Raw genomic sequence first — 17,145 nt, 5'->3', positions numbered from 1 at the left:
CCTTCCGTGAGCGACTGGTACCGCGAGTTCGCCAACTCCGGCTTCGGCTCGACCATCACCAAGCAGCTCGGACTGCCCCGCCCCGCGGTGCTGCGCCGCTACGAACCGGGGGAGCCGCTGCTCCCCGGCCCCGTGGTGGTCGGCTCCGCGGGGGAGGGGCGGCTGCGCGAGCAGCTCACCACCGTCCTCCGGGACGCCGGGGTGACGGTGCAGTCGCCGGTCACCGCCGACGGCGCCACGGACGGCGAGAAGCTCGGCGCCGTCGTCCTCGATGCCACGGGCCTGTCGACGCCGGGTGACCTGGCGAGCGCGCACGACTTCCTCGCCCCCGCGATCAAGCGGCTGCGGGCGTCCGGACGGGTGCTGATCCTCGCCGACCCGCCGTCCGAGGCCGGCTCGCCGGCGCAGGCGGCCGCCCGCCAGGCGCTGGACGGACTGGTCCGCTCCATCGGCAAGGAGCTGCGCGACGGGTCGACGGCGAACCTGGTCTACGTCCCGGCCGGCGCCGAGGGCTCGATCGCCGGCCCGGTGCGGTTCTTCCTGTCCGGCCGGTCGGCCTACGTCGACGGCCAGGTGGTGACCCTGTCGTCCGCCGAGGTTCCCGAGGGGGAGGACGCGGATCGGCCGCTGGCCGGGAAGGTCGCCGTCGTCACCGGGGCGGCGCGTGGCATCGGCGCCTCGATCGCCCGCGTGCTGTCGCGGGACGGCGCGCACGTCGTCGCCGTGGACATCCCGGCGGCCGGCGACAAGCTCGCCGAGGTCGCCAACGAGGTCGGCGGGACGGCGTTCCAGCTCGACATCACCGCCGACGACGCCGCCCCGCGGCTGGTCGAGCACGTGCGCGAGCGGCACGGTGGGGTGGACGTCGTCGTCCACAACGCCGGGATCACCCGCGACAAGCTGCTGGTGAACATGGACGCCGCCCGCTGGAACTCGGTGATGGCGGTGAACCTGCAGGCGCAGCTGGACCTCACCCAGGCGCTGCTGGACGCCGACGGCGTGCTGAAGGACGGCGCCCGGATCGTCTGCGTCTCCTCGCAGTCGGGCATCGCGGGCAACCGCGGGCAGACCAACTACGCGGCGTCCAAGGCAGGCGTGATCGGCATGGTGCGGGCGTGGGCGCCGGAGTTCGCGAACCGGAAGGCCACGATCAACGCCGTCGCCCCGGGCTTCATCGTCACCGACATGACCGCGAAGATGCCGCTGGGCACCCGGGAGGTCGGCTCCCGGCTGAACTCGCTGCAGCAGGGCGGGCTGCCGGTCGACGTCGCCGAGACGATCGCCTGGCTGGCGCAGCCGGGCAGTGCCGGGGTCAACGGGCAGACCGTGCGGGTCTGCGGCCAGTCGCTGCTGGGCGCCTGATGCCCACCACGATCCTGGAGTCCGCGCCGTCGATGGCGCGGCTGCTGGCCCGGGCCGCGCTCACCACGCGCGGCCGGGGCGGCGACCTGCCGGACACCCGCCTGGCCCGCAACGGCGTCCAGGTGGACCCGGCCGACCTCGCCGCCTACGACCGGGTCTGCCGCTTCCCCCTGACCGACACCCTGCCGGCGACCGCTCCGCACCTGCTCACCTTCCCGCTGCAGGTGGCGCTGATGAGCGACCGCTCGTTCCCGCTGGCGCTGCCGGGGCTCGTGCACGTGCGCAATCGCATCGAGGTGCTCCGGCCGGTCGGCGCCGACGAGGCGCTCGACCTGGAGGTCTGGGCCGAGCGGTTCGCCGCCCACCGCAGCGGGGCGACGGTCGACCTCTGCGCGACGGCGTCCACAGGCGGGAGCGAGGTCTGGCGCTCGCGGTCGACCTACCTGGCCCGCGGCGCGACGGCGCCGGAGGGCGCCCCCGAGGCCGACGTCTACGTGCCCGTCGGCGACCTGGCGCGGCCGGCCGCCACGTGGCGGGTCCCGGACGACGCCGGACGGCGCTACGCCAAGGTCTCCGGCGACGTGAACCCGATCCACCTGTCCGGCCTGACCGCCAAGGCGTTCGGGTTCAAGCGGGCGATCGCGCACGGCATGTGGGTCAAGGCCCGCGTGCTGGGCGCGCTGTCCGGCCGGCTGCCCGACGCGTTCACCGTCGACGTCGCCTTCCGCAAGCCGCTGTTCCTGCCCTCGACCGTCACCCTGTCGACGGCGCAGGCCGACGGCGGCTGGGACGTCGCCGTCCGCAACGCCGCGAGCGGGACCGAGCACCTGATCGGCACGATCCGCCCGCTCTGACCACCTCCTCCCGCTTTCGGTACCGGAAGCGGCGCCGCACGCCTCCGCTTCCGGTACCGAAAGCGGGACGGGAGCCGGGTGGTCGGAAAGCGGGACGGGGGCCGGGTGGTTGGATTGGTCTGACCATCGACTCCGGGGCGGGTGCCGTGCTGCTGATCGACAACGCCGCGACGGCGGCCGTCCTGACCATGCCGGACGTGGTGAGCGTCCTCGAGCAGACCTACCGCGACCTGGCCGCCGGCGAGGCGGTCTGCCGGCCACGGATCGATCTCCGCATCCCCACCGGCGAGGACGACCGGGTCTACCAGTGGGGGTCGATGGAGGGCGGGTCGGCGGCCTCGGGCTACTACGCGATCCGGATGAAGTCCGACGTCCTCACCGAGGTCGAGTACGGCGGCACCCGCACCCAGGAGAAGTACTGCGTCCAGCCCGGCACCTACTGCGGGCTGGTCTTCCTGCTCTCGGCGCGCACCGGGAAGCCGCTGGCGATACTCAACGACGGCGTGCTGCAGCACATGCGCGTCGGTGCCGACTCGGCGATCGGCACGAGGTACGCCGCCCGGGACGACGCCCGCGTGCTGGGCATGCTGGGCTCGGGCGGGATGGCCCGCAGCCATCTGGAAGCGCTGCTCACGGTGCGGGCCCTGGAGCGGGTGCAGGTGTACAGCCCGACGAAGGCGAACCGGGACCGCTAGGCCGCCGAGATGCGCGAGCGGCACGGCGTCGAGGTGGTGCCCGTCGACGAGCCGCGCGACGTGTTCCGCGGGGCCGACATCGTCTCCGGCTGCACCGACGCGGCCGCCGACGTGATCGTCGGCGACTGGCTGGAGCCGGGGACGCACGTGACCTCGATCGGCGGCAGCCTGGACGCCCGCACGCGCGACGTCCTCGACGTGTGGCTGCGCCTGGGCACGGCCCCGGCCCCCGTCAACGACCCGTCCTGGCGGCCGACCGACGAGTACCTGGCCTACATCGCCCGTCCCACCGACCCGGTCTGGAGCCGGCACCGGCACGGGCGGAACCGTCGTCCGCCGGAGTCGGGGCCCCGGGTGGTTAGCCTGGAGGACGTGCTGACCGGGGCCGCCGAGGTGCGCAGCGACGACGCGCAGATCACCTTCTCCGAGCGCGGCAACATCCAGGGGGCGCAGTTCTTCGCCGTGGCGGGGCTCGTCTACGAGCTGGCCCGCGAGCGCGGCCTGGGGCGCGAGCTGCCGACGGCCTGGTTCCTCCAGGACATCCGTGACTGAGCGGCAGGAGGACTGGAACGACCCGGACCGGGTGGGCCGCTGGGTCGCCAAGGACGCCCGCCGGCCGGCCGTCCAGACCGCGCGGGACCTCGCGGTCGCGACCGTCGCCGTCGATTCCTCCCCGGCCTTCGTGGTGGAGCTGGCGGCCGGCTCCGGAACCTTCCTGGCGACCTTCCTCCGGGCCTTTCCCGAGGCGCGCGGACTCTGGTCGGACAGCTCGCCGGAGATGGCCCGGCACGCCCGGAAGACGCTCGCCCCCTTCGCCGGCCGCGTCGACTACGTGCTCAGCGACCTGCGCCGGCCCGGTCTCGCGGGGGGCGCCGCGCCGGACGTGCTGATCTGCGCCCGCGCGACGCACGGCCTCGACGCCGCCGAGCTGACCGCGTTCTACCGCCGGGCCGCCGCGTCGCTGCGGCCGGGCGGGTGGCTGATCAACCTCGACCACATGGCGGGGAGCGAGGAGTGGGGACGCCGCTACGACGCGCTCACGCCGCGCTTCTACGAGGGGGTCGGGGAGGGGCAGACGGCCGGGAAGGCGAAGGACCGGGGCGGTCACCGGCTGGAGACGCACCTGGAGCTGCTCGCCGCGGCCGGTCTCACCGACGTCGACACACCGTGGCGCCTGCTCTCGACCGTCCTGGTGATGGCCCGCCGGCCGGCCTGACGGAGCCGGCCGGGCTAGGCGGTGGCCTTGCCCTCCTCGACACCGGCGACGCGGTCCGCCGTCCGGTCGAGGTGGGTGCTCATCAGCGTCGTGGCGCGGGCCATGTCGCGGTCGGCGATGGCGTCGACCAGCGCGCGGTGCTCCTCGACGCCCCGCCGGCCGTGCAGCGGCGCGACCTGGCGGGCCTTCTCCAGCGACATCAGCAGCGGGCCGTGCAGCGAGGCCACCAGCATGGCGACGGCGCGGTTGTGCGCCGCCTGCGCGTACCGGGCGTGCCATTCGGCGGACAGCTCGAGGGGGTACTCGTCGCCCTGGAGCGCGGCGCTGCTGCGGTCGCAGATCTCGTAGAGCGCGGCGATGTCCTCGTCGGTCGCCCGCTCGCACACCAGCGGCACGATCCCGAGCTCGAACACCCGGCGGGCCTCGGTGACCTCGCCCGCGGTGAGCGTCGCGAGGGAGATGAGGTCGGCGATGCCCTCGCCGACCAGCCGGCTGCTCGGCGCGGTCACGAAGGCGCCGCCCCGGGCGCCGACCCGGATCTCCACCAGGCCGTTGGCCTCCAGCACCCGCAGGGCCTCGCGGACGGTCACCCGGCTGACCCCGAACCGCTCGCACAGCTCGCGTTCGGAGGGCAACCGGTCGCCGGCGAGCAGCTGGCCCTGGCGGATGAGCAGGCGGACCTGCTCCACGATCACCTCGGAGATGCGCCCGATGCTCACGCGGCTGAGCAGGTCACCCTTGCCGCCGCCCACGAGCGGGGATGCGGCCGGGGTGGCATTCATCTCGGGCGTCGTCACTCCCGCATCCTAGGCGGGCGCGCAATGGAATTGGTCTTATGTAATGACCAATTCGGGGTGATGTGCACCGCCGGGTGACAGCGGGAGCGGCCGCCGGACGGGCACCGACCCTAGCGTCCCTGGCCGGCCACCTGCGCCGCCGCCGTCGCCGCCGCGGCCGGATCGAGGTAGCTCCCGCCGCGGACGGTGGGCGCCAGCCCGGCGTCGAGCCGGTACACCAGCGGCATCCCGGTCGGGATGTTGAGGCCGAGGATCTCCGGCGGCGACAGTCGGTCCAGGTGGGCGACCAGTGCCCGGAGCGAGTTCCCGTGGGCGGTCACGAGGACCGTGAACCCGGCCCGCAGGTCGGGGACGATCGAGTCGTACCAGTAGGGGAGGAGCCGGGCGCTCACGTCGGCGAGGCTCTCGGTCCGGGGCAGCAGGGTCGAGGGGATGCCGGCGTACCGGGGATCGGCCGAGACGTCCTGTCCGTCCCCCGGCGGGAGGGGCGGCGGCGTCGCGTCGTACGAGCGGCGCCAGAGCGTGAACTGCTCGTCGCCGTACCGCTCCCGGACGGCCCTCCGGTCCAGACCCTGCAGTGCGCCGTAGCAGCGCTCGTTGAGCCGCCAGCTCCGCCGGACGGGGATCCAGCCGCGCTCCGCCGCGTCCAGGGCGAGGGTGCCGGTCCGGACGGCGCGGGTGAGGACGGAGGTGTGCAGGACGTCGGGCAGCACGCCCGCGCCATGCAGCCGCCGTCCGCTGTGCCGCGCCTGCTCCTCGCCCCGGGCCGTCAGGTCGACGTCCACCCATCCGGTGAACAGGTTGCACGAGTTCCACGCGCTCTCCCCATGGCGGAGCAGCACCAGGGTGGGCATTGCGAGAGAATAGCTACTGGGCAAGGGCCATGGTCTAATGGACAGACCAAACCTGGCGGCAGCGCCAGACGAACGTGGTGCCGGGGCGAGGGAGAGTCGAGAACCGTGCCGAAGGTGATCTATGTCGGTGAGGCCGGCGACGAGCGCGCCGTCGACGCGACCGTCGGGGAGTCGGTGATGACCACCGCCGTGAAGAACGGCGTCCCCGGTGTCATCGGGGAGTGTGGCGGCAACGCGTCGTGCGCCACCTGCCACGTCTGGGTCCGGGAGGACTTCCTGCCGCTGGTGGGCACCCCCAACGACACGGAGGAGGACCTGCTCGACATGGGCGTCGCCGATCGCCGCGAGGGCAGCCGTCTCTCCTGCCAGATCAAGATGACCGACGAGCTCGACGGACTGACCGTCGTGGTTCCTGCCGACCAGTACTGACCCGCCCGATCTCGGCCGGGGAACCGGTTGACACCCACCCCCAAAGGTATGACAGTTAGTCCTCTCCGCCTCGATGCTCACAGCTCGGCGGAGTGCTCGACCGGACAAGGGAGACGACGCTCGTGCTGCGCCCAGAGATCAACGAACTGCTGACCCAGACCGGCCCGAAGACGCCGATGGGCGAGCTGTTCCGGCAGTACTGGATGCCGGCGTGCCTGGCCGAGGAGCTGCCCGAGGACGGGTGTCCGCCCATCCGGCTCAAGCTCCTGTCCGAGCGCCTCGTCGCGTTCCGGGACAGCTATGGCAACTACGGCCTCATCGACGAGTTCTGCGCGCACCGGGGCGTGTCCCTCTGGTTCGGCCGGAACGAGGAGGGCGGGCTGCGCTGCCCCTACCACGGCTGGAAGTACGACACGACGGGTCAGTGCCTCGACGTCCCGTCGGAGGCCGACAACTCGAGCTTCGCCGAGAACGTCAAGCTGACGAGCTACCCGCTGGTGAAGATCGGTGACCTCCTGTGGACCTACATGGGTGACCCGGCCACGCAGCCCCCGCTCCCGGAGTGGGAGTTCGCGCTCGTCCCCCCGGAGCAGACCTACACCTCCAAGCGCTGGCAGCAGTCCAACTGGCTGCAGGCCTTCGAGGGCGGCATCGACTCCAGCCATGTCACGTTCCTGCACTCCGGCGGTCTGAAGACCGACCCGCTCTTCAAGGGCGCCAAGGGCAACGAGTACAACCTCAACGACACCAAGCCCTTCTTCGAGGTGGCCGACAGCGAAGGTGGCCTGTTCGTCGGGGCCCGCCGCAACGCCGAGGACGGCAAGTACTACTGGCGGATCACACCGTGGGTCATGCCGAACTTCACGATGGTCCCGCCGCGCGGCGACCATCCGATCCACGGGCACTTCTGGGTCCCGATCGACGACGAGAACTGCTGGACCTACAGCTTCGACTACCACCCCGTCCGCCCGCTGTCCGCCGTGGAGCGGCAGGCCATGATCGACGGTCACGGCGTGCACAGCGAGAACATCCCGGGCACCTACCGTCCGGTGGCCAACATGGACAACGACTACCTGATGGACCGTGAGGCGCAGAAGAGCGGCGCGTACTACTCGGGCATCAAGGGCATCGCGATCCAGGACTCCTCGCTGCAGGAGAGCATGGGCCCGATCGTCGACCGCACCAAGGAGCGCCTGGTGCCGGCCGACAGCGGCATCATCAAGGCCCGCCAGAAGCTGCGGAAGGCCGCCCTCGCCCTCCGGGACCAGGGCATCACCCCGCCCGGCGTGGACCCGGCGCACCACCACGTGCGGTCCGCGGCGGTCGTCCTGCCGCAGGCGGAGGCGTTCCTCGACGCCGCCCGGGACGACGTCCGGGTCAAGCCCGGCATGCCGGTGGCGTCGGTCTGAGATGACCGCCGACACGAGTCTCAGCAGCTGCGCCCGCGCGGCCACCGCCGCCGAGGCGCGCTTCCGCATCGACGCGCCGGTCGAGTCCCGCAACGCGCGGGTCGTCGCGCTCGACGAGCCTGCGGCCGAGGTCCTCCGGTCGGTCGCCGCGCACGAGTGGGCCGGTGCCCGCTTCTTCGTGTGCGAGCCCGGTCCTGCCGGCGCCGGCGCCGGCGGGGAGTTCCTGCTCCGCAGCATCGACGGCACCCCCGCCGTCCTGAGCAGCGAGCTCGACGGCGCGCACGTCGTCGTCATGGTCGCGACCCAGGACTCCGGCGCCGGCTGCGCCTACGCGATCGGCAAGGCGTGCTGGGAGCGGGCGGTGATGACAGCCGGCCTGGTGCTCGGCGACGGGTCCCAGACGGCGGCCGTCGCCGCGCTGCGGCCGCACGCGCGCGTGCTGCTGCCGACGGCGGACGAGAGCGACCTCCTCGAGCTGCTGACCGCGCTCCGGGTGTAGGCGACGCCCGGCCCGACCTCGGGTACGGGCGGGGCACGGAGCCGACGGACGACGGCCCGAGGACGACGAGAGAACAGGGCGACATGGACAAGAAGATCAGCCTGCGCACCCTCCAGCAGATGAAGAACGAGGGCCGCAAGATCGTCGGCGTCGTCGCCTGGGACTACCAGATCGCGCGCATCGTGGACCGCGCCGGCGTGGAGATCGTCTCCGTCGGCGACACGGTCGGCGTCAACCTCTGGGGCCACTCGAACCCGTTCGAGGTGACGATGGAGGAGATGCTCGTCGTCGCGAAGGCGGTGCGGCGCGGGGTGAGCCGGGCCCTGGTCAGCGTCGACTTCCCGTTCGGGCCCCTGCAGGAGGGCGCCGACAGCGCCGTCCGCGCCGCCATCCGCTTCGTGAAGGAGGCCGGCGTCGACATGGTCAAGCTCGACGCGGCCTCGGACTACCTGGACGCCGTGGAGGCCGTGACGCGGGCCGGCATCCCGGTGTTCGCCCAGTTCGGCATCACGCCGCAGACCGCGCTGCGCTACGGCGTCGAGTACAAGTCCATCCCCTCGGCGGCCGACGCGGTGCCGGTGGAGCTGAAGGACGAGCTCGTCGCCGAGGCCAAGCGGCTGGAGGACGCGGGCGCCGCCCTGCTGAACTTCACCAACTCCGGCCCGGTCGTGGGTGCGGCCGTCGCCGAGGCCGTCGGCATCCCCGTCGTCGGTGGTTTCGGTGGTGGGCCGTGGCTCGACGGCCGGATGCGCATGGTGAACGCGGCGATCGGCTACGCGGCCTCGGCGATCGACGGCGCACCGGACACCTACGTCAACGTCGCGCAGCTGACCCTGGAGGCCATGACGGCCTATGCCGAGGACGTCCGCGCCGCGCGGCAGCTGCCCGGCGGCATCCCCGTCCCGCCCGCCTCCTGACCGACCCGCCGACGACCGCACTCCCGAGAGGAACGCCACCGTGCCCACCGCCGTCGTCGACGGGATCCGCACGCGCTACGAGGTGAGCGGGGACGGGCCGCCGCTGCTGATGTTCTCGCCGGGTGGGTTCGACTCCACGCTGGAGAGCTGGCGGACGGTGGGCATCTACAAGCGGCTCGCGCTGCTGGACCACCTGACGCAGCGGTACACGTGCATCACCTTCGACCGGCGCGAGTCCGGGCACTCCGGCGGCCGGGTGGAGCGCATCTCGTGGCCGGACTACGTCCGGCAGGGCGTCGGGCTGCTCGACGAGCTCGGCTTCGAGTCGGCGCACCTGATGGGCGGCTGTGTCGGCTGTTCCGCGGTTGCCGCGATCGGGGTCGCGCATCCGGAGCGCGTGCGGTCGCTGGTGCTGTACTCGCCGGCCGGCGGCGTGAAGTACCGGATGAAGCAGCACTCCCGGTTCGAGCAGCACCTGGCCTTCGTCGACGAGCACGGGCTGGACGCGGTCGTGGCGCTCGCCCGGGAGTCCGGCGGCACGTTCACGAAGGATCCGCGGGTCGGCCCGTGGAACAGCGTGCTGCGCACCGACGAGGCGTTCGCCGCCGCGTACGCCGCGGGGGACGCGGCGCGCTACCGGGTGCTGGTGGCCGGCATGGTGCGGCTCATGTTCGACCGCGACACGGTGCCCGGCGCCGAGCCCGAGGACCTGCTGGCGCTCGACGTCCCGGCGCTGATCGTCCCGGGACAGGACGAGTCCCATGCCCCCTCGGCCGCGCGCTACCTGCAGGAGTGCCTGCCTCTCGCGCAGTACTGGGACGTGCCGGTCGCCGAGCAGACGGAGCAGACCGCCCCCGCGCGGATCCTCGAGTTCCTCGACTCGGTGGAGCAGGCCCGCGCCTGACACCGTTCAGGGACGGCGTCCGGTCAGAGGAGCGTCTCGCCGCGCTCCAGGGCGGCGATCTGGTCGATGCGCCGCTGGTGCACGTCGCCCTTGAAGGGCGTCTCCAGCCACGTCCGCAGGATCTGCTCGGCCAGCTCGGGTCCGACGACCTTCGCCCCGATCACCAGGACGTTGGAATCGTTGTTCCCGCGCGATATCTCGGTGTGCCACACGTCCGGGCACAGCCCCGCCCGGATGCCGCGGATCTTGTTGCAGGCGATGGTCTCGCCGGAGCCGCTGCCGCCGATCACGATGCCCCGGTCCACCGACCCGGCGACGACGCGACGGCACACGTCCTCGCACAGCGGCGGGTAGTCGACGACCTCCGACTCGTCGGCGGCACCGCGGTCGTCGACCTCGTACCCCTGCTCGGTCAGCCAGGTGACGAACAGCGCCTTGAGGACGACGCCGTTGTGGTCGGCGGCGATGGCGATGCGCATCGTGGATCTCCTCGGGCGCGGGCGGTCAGGCGGTCAGGTCGAGGGTGCCCGGCGCGAACACCTCGTCGAGCGGCAGGGGCCGGTCGAGGATGCGCTGGTCCACGGCGTGCTTCATGAGGGTCTCGAGCACCGCCCGGTTGGGCTCGATGCCGTAGGGGAGCGGATCGGCGCCGGTCAGCTCCATCACCCGCTGGTACATCCGGTCCGTGGCGTTCGGCGAGTCGATCGAGCCGGTCCGCAGCCGGTCGACGTAGACCGCCTTGGCCCGGGCGAAGGCGTCGAAGACCTGCTCACCCAGCTCCGGCCGCTCGCGCAGCAGCTCGTCCCGGACGACGACGAGGTGGTTGATCGGGTACAGGCCGCGATCCCGCAGCGCCGCGAAGCCGGCCTCGTCGGGGTCGGGGATCAGCGGCGCGACGTCCGGGGAGTCGATGTCGACGCCGATCACGGCGGCCAGTTCGCCGTCGGCGAGCATCTGCTCCAGCGTGCGGCCGGGCTCGACCGGGACCACGTTGGCCGGGGGGCGGTACTGGGCGACGTGCTCGTCTCCGGAGAGCACCCAGGTGATCGAGTCGAGGTCGACGCCGTGCTCCTCGGCCAGGATGGCGCGGGCCCAGACGCCGGTCGTCACGGTGTAGCCGCGGTTGACGCCGACCTTGCGGCCCTCGAGGTCCTTCGGGCCCCGGATGCCGGAGCCGACCCGGTAGGAGACGGCGCCGTGGTGGAAGCCGCGGACCAGGAACGCGGGCACCGCCGTGAACTGCACCCCGTGCGCCTTCGCGACGAGGTAGGTCGTCAAGGCCATCTCGCTGACGTCGAACTCCAGCTCGCGCACCATCCGGCGGAAGCCCTGGACGAGGACCGGGATCTCCTCGAAGTCGAACCGGAACCCGTGCGGGGTGACCGTCCCGTCCTTCAGGGCGGCATTGTTGCCCTGGGTGCGGGTGACGGTCCGGAGGAGGGGCTCGGTCACGCGATCGCCTCGGCTCGCTCGTAGGGGCTCCGGGGCGGAGCTTGGAGGGTGGGAAACTACCATGGTCAGACCAATAGACCTTAAGCTACGGTGCGGTTTCCGAAGCAGCTACGGGAGTAGGGATCAGGCATGGCAGAGCAGGTGCTCGCGGCGGTCCGGACGGCGCCCGGCAGGACCGAGATGCGCGAGTTCCCGATGCCGGACATCGCGGACGACGCGGCGCTGCTGAAGATCGAGGTCGCCGGCATCTGCGGCACCGACGTCAAGCTGTACCGCAAGCCCACCATCGACGAGCCGGTCATCATGGGCCACGAGAACGTCGGCATCGTGGCGAAGGCCGGCGCGAAGTGGTCCAAGATCCACGGTCTGGCCGAGGGCGACCGCATCTTCGTCGAGCACTACGTCGGCTGCATGCACTGCGAGTGGTGCCGGCTCGGTGAGTACCGGCACTGCGAGATGACCGACTGGCGCACCAATCCCGAAGCCCGCCGCTACGGCTACACGTCCTCGAACAACCCGGGGCGGCTCTGGGGCGGCTTCTCCCAGTACATGTACCTGCCCTGGAACGCCGTCACGCACCGGGTCCCGGACGGCGTCAGCGCGGAGCTGGCCGGTCTGGTCACGCCGCTGTCCAACGGCATCGAGTGGGCGCTCAACGCCGGCAAGGTCGGCTACGCCTCCACCGTGCTCATCCAGGGCCCCGGGCAGCAGGGCCTCTCGCAGGTCGTCGCCTCCAAGCAGGCCGGCGCCTCGCTGATCGTCGTCACCGGCACCACGCGCGACGCCACGCGGCTGCAGCTCTGCAAGGACCTCGGCGCCGACGCGGTCATCGACGTCCAGACCGACGACGCGCTCGAGCGGGTCCTGGAGCTCACCGGTGGCAAGGGGGTCGACGTCGTCCTCGACTGCACCTCCGGGGCGGGCACCGCGCCGGTGCTGCTCGGCATCGACGCGATGAAGCGCCGCGAGGGGATCATGGTCACGCAGGGCGAGGAGGCGGCCTTCCCCGACTTCCCGCTGAAGAAGATGACCGAGAAGTGCATCACCCTGGCCAGCGCGCGGGGGCACAGCTACCGCTCCGTCGAACTGGCCCTCGAGCAGCTGGCCTCGGGCCGCTTCCCGCTGGAACGGCTGGCCACCCACCGATTCCCCCTCGCCGACGTCGACCACGCGATCCGCACCCTGGCCGGCGAGACCGGCGAGGACGCGATCCACATCTCGATGCTCCCGTGGGGCGAGGACGCTTCGTGAGCGCCGTCCGGGGGAACGTCGTCGTCACGAACATCGCGCGGGCCGACTCCGAGGTCGTCGACGGGCTCGCGCGGCTGGGCGTCTCGACCGTCCACGAGGCGCAGGCCCGCACCCACCTGCTCGACCCGGCGCTGCGGCCCATCTACGTCGGCGCGCGCATCGCCGGGACGGCGGTGACGGTCAGCGTGCCCCCGGGCGACAACTGGATGATCCACGTCGCCGTGGAGCAGTGCGCCGAGGGCGACGTCCTGGTCGTCGCACCCACCACGCCGTCGCAGGCCGGCTACTTCGGTGACCTGCTGGCCACCTCCGTCCAGGCCCGTGGGGTGCGCGGCCTGGTCATCGACGGCGGCTGCCGGGACGTCGCCGACCTGACCGGGATGCGCTTCCCCGTCTGGTCGCGGCACGTGTGCGCGTTCGGCTGCGTCAAGGAGACCCTCGGCAGCGTCAACGTGGGCGTGGTCTGCGCCGGCCAGTGGATCGAGCCCGGCGACGTCGTGGTGGCCGACGACGACGGCGTCGTCGTCGTCCCCCGCGGACGCGCCCGCCAGGTGCTCGAGGCGGCGCTGGCCCGCGAGGAGCGGGAGGCCGGCATCCGGGAGCGTTACCGCGCGGGCGAACTCGGGCTGGACATGAACGACATGCGCCCGAAGCTGGCCGCCAAGGGACTGACCTACGTCGAGCAGGAGCCGCAGCGTTGATCATCGACATCCACGGCCACTACACGACCGAGCCGTCGCAGCTCACGCGCTTCCGCCAGGCCCAGCTCGCGGCCCTGGAGAACGGGGACTCTGCCCCGCAACTGGAGAACATTCGCGACGACGAGCTCCGCGAGAGCGTCGAGCAGAACCAGCTGCGCATCCTGCGCGAGCGCGGCGGCGACCTGATGATCTTCTCGCCGCGCGCGTCGGGCATGGGGCACCACGTGCCCGACCCGGCTACCGCCGTGGCCTGGGCCCGGTCCAGCAACGACCTGGTCGCCCGCATCGCCGACCTCTACCCGGAGCACTTCGCAGGGGTCTGCCAGCTGCCGCAGACCCCCGGCGGGAGCCAGGACGACGTCGTCGCCGAGCTGCGCCGCTGCGTCGGGGAACGCGGCTTCGTCGGAGCCAACCTCAACCCCGACCCGTCCGGCGGCAACTGGACCTCGCCGCCGCTCACCGACCCGTACTGGTTCCCGGTGTACGAGGCGCTGGTGGAGCTCGACGTGCCCGCGATGGTGCACGTGTCCAGCTCGTGCAATCCCAACTTCCACGCGCTCGGCGCGCACTACCTCAATGCCGACACGTCGGCGTTCATGCAGTTCCTCGAGGGGAACCTGTTCGAGCGGTTCCCGACGCTGCGGCTCGTGATCCCGCACGGCGGGGGCGCCGTTCCCTACCACTGGGGCCGCTACCGCGGGCTGGCCATGCGCAACGGCTGGCAGGACCCCGCCGAGCTGCTGCGCAACGTCTTCTTCGACACCTGCGTCTACCACCAGCCGGGCATCGACCTGCTCACCCGCGTGATCCCGGTGGAGAACATCCTGTTCGCCTCCGAGATGCTCGGCGCGGTCCGCGGCGCCGACCCGGAGACCGGGATCGAGTGGGACGACACCAAGAAGTACCTCGACGGGGCGACGCTCGACGACGGGCAGCGGCAGGCGATCTTCGAGGGCAACGCGCGACGCGTGTACCCCCGTCTCGACGCACGCCTCATGGAAGCGGGGAGATGACCGGATGTCCCGACTGCAGCTGACCTTCGCCTGCGGCGACTACGACCGGACCAGGGCCCTCGAGGAGGGCACGGTCCGGCCCGACGGCATCGACCTCACGTACCTGCGGCTGCCCGTCGAGGAGACCTTCTTCCGGATGCTGCGGCACCGGGAGTTCGACGTGGCGGAGATGTCGCTGTCGTCCTACGTCAAGTCCCTCGACCTCGACGAGCCGCCGTTCGTGGCGCTGCCGGTCTACACCTCCCGGCAGTTCCGGCACGCGGGCATCTTCGTGCACGAGAGCGCAGGCATCGAGAAGCCGGCGGACCTGCGCGGCAAGGTGGTCGGCACGCCGGAGTGGCAGCTGACCGCGAACGTCTGGATCCGCGGCACCCTGGCCGACCACTACGGGGTGCCGGTCGACTCGGTGGAGTACCGCACCGGGGGCCAGGAGACGCCCGGCCGGATCGAGAAGGCCGCCGTCGACCTCGGCGAGCGCATCCGCATCCAGCCGATCGCGGGCGACAAGACCCTCGCGGCGATGCTCGCCGACGGTGAGATCGACGCCTTCCAGGGCCCGCGGGTGCCGTCGTCCTTCGTCCCCGGTGGCACCGTGCGCCGGCTGTTCCCCGACCCCGTCGCGGCCGAGAAGCAGTACTTCGCCGACACCGGGATCTTCCCGATCATGCACGTCGTCGTCGTGCGCCGGGACCTCTACGACCAGCACCGGTGGGTGGCGCAGTCGCTCACCAAGGCCCTGGGGCTGGCCAAGAAGAAGGCCGCGGCCGAGCTCTACGACGCCTCGGCGCTGCGGTTCATGCTGCCGTGGCTGATCCCCGGCCTCGAGGAGGCCCGCGCGCTGCTCGGCGAGGACTACTGGTCCTACGGGCTGGAGGCCAACCGGCACGTGCTGGAGACCTTCCTGCGGTACCACCACGACCAGGGGCTGTCCCGGCGCCAGTACTCGCCGGCCGAGCTGTTCGCCCCGGAGTCGCTGGAGAACTTCGTCATCTGACCCACCGCTGCGGCGAGAGGGACCACCCCCGATGGATCTCAAGAGCTATCTCGAGTCCGAGCTCGAGGAGGACGCGACGCTGCCCGGCGGCGGAGCGTCGGCCTCCACCGACGGGGACACCGGTTATCCGGGCGACCCGGCGGTGCACGTGCCGGAGTCCGCGGTCGATGCGGCGACGGTCCGCTTCCCGGGTGGGGACGGCGAGGTCGAGGCCTACGTGGCCCGGCCGCGCGGGGGCGGGCCCGCACCGGCGGTCGTGGTCGTGCACGAGAACAAGGGCCTGGTCCCGTACATCACCGACGTCGCGCGGCGCCTGGCCGTGGCCGGCTTCGTGGCCGTCGCCCCCGACCTGCTGAGCCGGCTGGGCGGCACGGGGTCCTTCGCCACTCAGGCGGACGTGACGGCGGCGCTGGCCATCATCGACGCCGCCGACGTCGTGGCCGACGTCCGGGCCACGCTGGACTGGGCCGCCGGGCAGGAGGACGTGCGGAGCGACCGGCTGGGCATCCTCGGGTTCTGCTACGGCGGTGGCGTCGCCTGGCGGGTGCTCACCCAGGAGCCGCGGCTCTCCGCCGGGGTCCCCTTCTACGGCCCGACCCCCGACCTCGCGGCCGTCCCGGGCATCCAGGCGCCCGTGCTGGCCGTCTACGGCGAGACCGACTCGCGGATCACGTCGATGCTGCCGGCCATCCGGGAGGCCATGCACCGGCACGGCAAGACCTTCGAGCCGCTCGTCCTCGAGGGCGCCGGGCACGCCTTCCACAACGACACCAATCCCGACCGCTACTCCCCCGGGGCGGCCCGCGAGGCGGAGGACGCCGCCGTCCGCTGGCTCGACCGGTGGCTCACCAGCCGCTGACCCGCGGGTCGACGCCATCGACGGGCCCACGAACGACGAGAGGACTCCTGTGACGCTCAAGGGCATCGACGTCCACACCCACGTCCACGACGCGCGGGCCCGGGCCCTCCAGGGGCCCGACGCGGTCCGGAGGTTCGAGGAGAAGGCCCGCTACTTCAAGCGGGAGGCGAAGAACACCTCGGTGGAGGAGCAGGCCGAGCTGTACCGCAGCAAGGAGATGATGGCCGTGCTGGTCAACAGCACCGACGTGACCATCACCGGCCTGCCGCCCGTGCCCAACGACTTTCTCGCCGAGACCGTGCAGCAGTTCCCCGACGTCTTCCTGGGCATGGGCGCGATCGACCCGTGGCAGGGCGAGCTGGCCCGCCGGGAGATCGTGCGGATGAAGGAGATGGGCCTGGTCGGGATCGGCGAGCTGAACCCCGCCCGGCAGCACTTCTATCCCAACGACCGGCGCTTCTACCCGCTGTGGGAGGAAGCCGAGCGTCAGGGCCTCGTGCTCCTGTTCCACAGCGGCTACGCCGCCGCCGGGTCCGGCACGCCCGGCGGTGGAGGCGTGAAGCTGAAGTACTGCCAGCCCCTGCTGCTGGACGACGTCGCGGCCGACTTCCCCGACCTGACGATCATCTGCGCCCATCCCTCCTGGCCGTGGACGGCGGAGAGCCTGGCGATCGCGCGGCACAAGCCGAACTTCTACATCGACCTCTCGGGCTGGTCGCCGAGGTACTTCCCGCCGGAGCTCGTGCAGCAGGTGAACAGCGTGATCCCGCACAAGGCGCTGTTCGGGTCGGACTCGCCGTCCCTGCCGCTGGAGCGCTGGCTGGCCGACTTCGAGGAGCTGCCGCTCAAGCCGGAGGTCCGCCAGAAGATCATGCTCGACAACGCGGTGAAGCTCTTCGGCCTCGAGGACCGGGTGGCGACGCCGTCCTGAGGCGCCCG

General features: G+C 72.1%; 18 protein-coding genes and 1 pseudogene. 15 read left to right on the top strand and 4 right to left on the bottom strand.

Annotated features, from left to right (window positions below; genetic code table 11):
* The first annotated feature begins 6 nt into the window (after positions 1 to 6).
* The 4 genes and pseudogenes from E4P39_RS11790 (at position 7) to E4P39_RS11775 (ending at position 4,127) form a co-directional block, all read left to right on the top strand.
* Complete coding sequence (locus tag E4P39_RS11790) at positions 7 to 1,362, top strand: 3-oxoacyl-ACP reductase (RefSeq protein ID WP_135136770.1); 1,356 nt, start codon at positions 7 to 9, stop codon at positions 1,360 to 1,362.
* Positions 1,362 to 2,216 carry a MaoC/PaaZ C-terminal domain-containing protein gene (locus tag E4P39_RS11785; protein WP_135136769.1) on the top strand — a complete coding sequence of 285 codons (855 nt, stop codon included), beginning with the start codon at positions 1,362 to 1,364 and terminating at the stop codon, positions 2,214 to 2,216. Before E4P39_RS11790 ends, E4P39_RS11785 begins: the two co-directional genes overlap by 1 nt.
* Before the next feature lie 188 nt (positions 2,217 to 2,404).
* Positions 2,405 to 3,463 (top strand): annotated as a pseudogene (locus E4P39_RS22915) (hypothetical protein).
* Entirely contained in the window at positions 3,456 to 4,127 is a 672-nt protein-coding gene (locus E4P39_RS11775) for a class I SAM-dependent methyltransferase (RefSeq protein ID WP_135136768.1), read from the top strand. Before E4P39_RS22915 ends, E4P39_RS11775 begins: the two are co-directional and overlap by 8 nt.
* Positions 4,128 to 4,141: 14 nt before the next feature.
* Here the strand turns inward: E4P39_RS11775 and E4P39_RS11770 are convergent, their stop codons facing one another.
* Together E4P39_RS11770 and E4P39_RS11765 are read right to left on the bottom strand one after the other, a co-directional pair.
* Positions 4,142 to 4,924, bottom strand: a complete 783-nt coding sequence (locus E4P39_RS11770) for a FadR/GntR family transcriptional regulator (RefSeq protein WP_209306495.1) — start codon at positions 4,922 to 4,924, stop codon at positions 4,142 to 4,144.
* 110 nt (positions 4,925 to 5,034) lie between these two features.
* A complete protein-coding gene (locus E4P39_RS11765; protein WP_135136767.1) occupies positions 5,035 to 5,778 on the bottom strand; it encodes a phosphoglyceromutase in 744 nt (247 codons plus the stop codon).
* A 105-nt stretch (positions 5,779 to 5,883) separates the two neighbouring features.
* Between E4P39_RS11765 and E4P39_RS11760 the strand changes: the two genes are divergently transcribed.
* From E4P39_RS11760 to E4P39_RS11740, 5 genes are all read left to right on the top strand, one after another.
* A complete protein-coding gene (locus tag E4P39_RS11760) occupies positions 5,884 to 6,207 on the top strand; it encodes a 2Fe-2S iron-sulfur cluster-binding protein (protein WP_135136766.1) in 324 nt (107 codons plus the stop codon).
* Positions 6,208 to 6,329: 122 nt separating this feature from the next.
* On the top strand, positions 6,330 to 7,616 hold the full coding sequence (locus tag E4P39_RS11755) for an aromatic ring-hydroxylating dioxygenase subunit alpha (RefSeq protein ID WP_135136765.1): 1,287 nt from the start codon (positions 6,330 to 6,332) through the stop codon (positions 7,614 to 7,616).
* 1 nt (position 7,617) lies between these two features.
* Positions 7,618 to 8,115: a 3-methyl-2-oxobutanoate hydroxymethyltransferase gene (locus tag E4P39_RS11750; protein ID WP_135136764.1), complete on the top strand. Its 498-nt coding sequence runs from the start codon at positions 7,618 to 7,620 to the stop codon at positions 8,113 to 8,115.
* A gap of 83 nt (positions 8,116 to 8,198) precedes the next feature.
* A complete protein-coding gene (locus E4P39_RS11745) occupies positions 8,199 to 9,032 on the top strand; it encodes a 3-methyl-2-oxobutanoate hydroxymethyltransferase (RefSeq protein WP_135136763.1) in 834 nt (277 codons plus the stop codon).
* A 40-nt stretch (positions 9,033 to 9,072) separates the two neighbouring features.
* The gene (locus E4P39_RS11740; protein ID WP_209306494.1) at positions 9,073 to 9,936 is read left to right on the top strand and encodes an alpha/beta hydrolase; all 864 of its coding nucleotides are present in this window, start codon (positions 9,073 to 9,075) and stop codon (positions 9,934 to 9,936) included.
* Positions 9,937 to 9,959: 23 nt separating this feature from the next.
* Here the strand turns inward: E4P39_RS11740 and E4P39_RS11735 are convergent, their stop codons facing one another.
* Positions 9,960 to 10,415 (bottom strand): RpiB/LacA/LacB family sugar-phosphate isomerase, encoded by a 456-nt coding sequence (locus E4P39_RS11735; RefSeq protein WP_209306493.1) that lies wholly within the window; start codon positions 10,413 to 10,415, stop codon positions 9,960 to 9,962.
* Positions 10,416 to 10,440: 25 nt separating this feature from the next.
* The gene (locus E4P39_RS11730) at positions 10,441 to 11,388 is read right to left on the bottom strand and encodes an ABC transporter substrate-binding protein (RefSeq protein ID WP_209306492.1); all 948 of its coding nucleotides are present in this window, start codon (positions 11,386 to 11,388) and stop codon (positions 10,441 to 10,443) included.
* Positions 11,389 to 11,517: 129 nt separating this feature from the next.
* Between E4P39_RS11730 and E4P39_RS11725 the strand changes: the two genes are divergently transcribed.
* The 6 genes from E4P39_RS11725 to E4P39_RS11700 are packed head-to-tail and all read left to right on the top strand — an operon-like array spanning position 11,518 to position 17,137.
* Positions 11,518 to 12,639, top strand: coding sequence for an alcohol dehydrogenase catalytic domain-containing protein (locus E4P39_RS11725; RefSeq protein ID WP_135136760.1), 1,122 nt, complete (start codon positions 11,518 to 11,520; stop codon positions 12,637 to 12,639).
* Positions 12,636 to 13,340 (top strand): 4-carboxy-4-hydroxy-2-oxoadipate aldolase/oxaloacetate decarboxylase, encoded by a 705-nt coding sequence (locus tag E4P39_RS11720; protein ID WP_135136759.1) that lies wholly within the window; start codon positions 12,636 to 12,638, stop codon positions 13,338 to 13,340. Before E4P39_RS11725 ends, E4P39_RS11720 begins: the two co-directional genes overlap by 4 nt.
* Positions 13,337 to 14,353 (top strand): amidohydrolase family protein, encoded by a 1,017-nt coding sequence (locus E4P39_RS11715; protein ID WP_135136758.1) that lies wholly within the window; start codon positions 13,337 to 13,339, stop codon positions 14,351 to 14,353. Before E4P39_RS11720 ends, E4P39_RS11715 begins: the two co-directional genes overlap by 4 nt.
* A 4-nt stretch (positions 14,354 to 14,357) precedes the next feature.
* Positions 14,358 to 15,347, top strand: a complete 990-nt coding sequence (locus E4P39_RS11710) for an ABC transporter substrate-binding protein (protein WP_135136757.1) — start codon at positions 14,358 to 14,360, stop codon at positions 15,345 to 15,347.
* 31 nt (positions 15,348 to 15,378) lie between these two features.
* A complete protein-coding gene (locus E4P39_RS11705; protein ID WP_135136756.1) occupies positions 15,379 to 16,206 on the top strand; it encodes a dienelactone hydrolase family protein in 828 nt (275 codons plus the stop codon).
* Positions 16,207 to 16,255: 49 nt separating this feature from the next.
* Entirely contained in the window at positions 16,256 to 17,137 is an 882-nt protein-coding gene (locus E4P39_RS11700; protein ID WP_167761809.1) for an amidohydrolase family protein, read from the top strand.
* Positions 17,138 to 17,145: the final 8 nt, after the last annotated feature.

This window comes from Blastococcus sp. CT_GayMR19 (genome assembly GCF_004570385.1).
Taxonomy (GTDB): Bacteria; Actinomycetota; Actinomycetes; order Mycobacteriales; family Geodermatophilaceae; genus Blastococcus_B.
The sequence above is the reverse complement of the archived record's forward strand: the minus strand, read 5'-3'. Positions and strand labels throughout refer to the sequence as shown.